The organism is Enterovibrio coralii (assembly GCF_001559595.1).
In the GTDB taxonomy this organism is placed as follows: Bacteria; Pseudomonadota; Gammaproteobacteria; order Enterobacterales; family Vibrionaceae; genus Enterovibrio; species Enterovibrio coralii.
Window position 1 is genome coordinate 1 of record NZ_LNTY01000038.1, and the last position, 328, is coordinate 328.

Genomic DNA, 328 nt, shown 5'->3' on the forward strand with positions numbered 1-328 from the left:
ACCACCATCGAGATGATCGTTACCGTGACCGCCGACGAGAACATCATTGCCATCTTGCCCATACAAGGCATCGTTGCCATTCCCGCCTTCTAAGCGGTCATTGCCCCATTCGCCATAAAGTTTGTCGTCATGATTGCCACCATCGAGGTGGTCATTACCGTGGCCGCCAATGAGGACATCGTTTCCGTCTTGGCCATACAGGGCATCATTACCGTTCCCGCCTTCTAAGCGGTCGTTACCCCATTCCCCATAGAGCTTGTCATCTTCAGTGCCGCCTTGAAGAGTGTCATTGCCGTGACCACCTACGAGTACGTCATTGCCATGCTCA

1 protein-coding gene is annotated in these 328 nt (G+C 53.4%); it reads right to left on the bottom strand.

From position 1 onward, the window contains the following. A partial coding sequence (locus ATN88_RS16005; protein ID WP_269748174.1) for a calcium-binding protein occupies nucleotides 1–328 on the bottom strand: 328 nt, incomplete at both ends.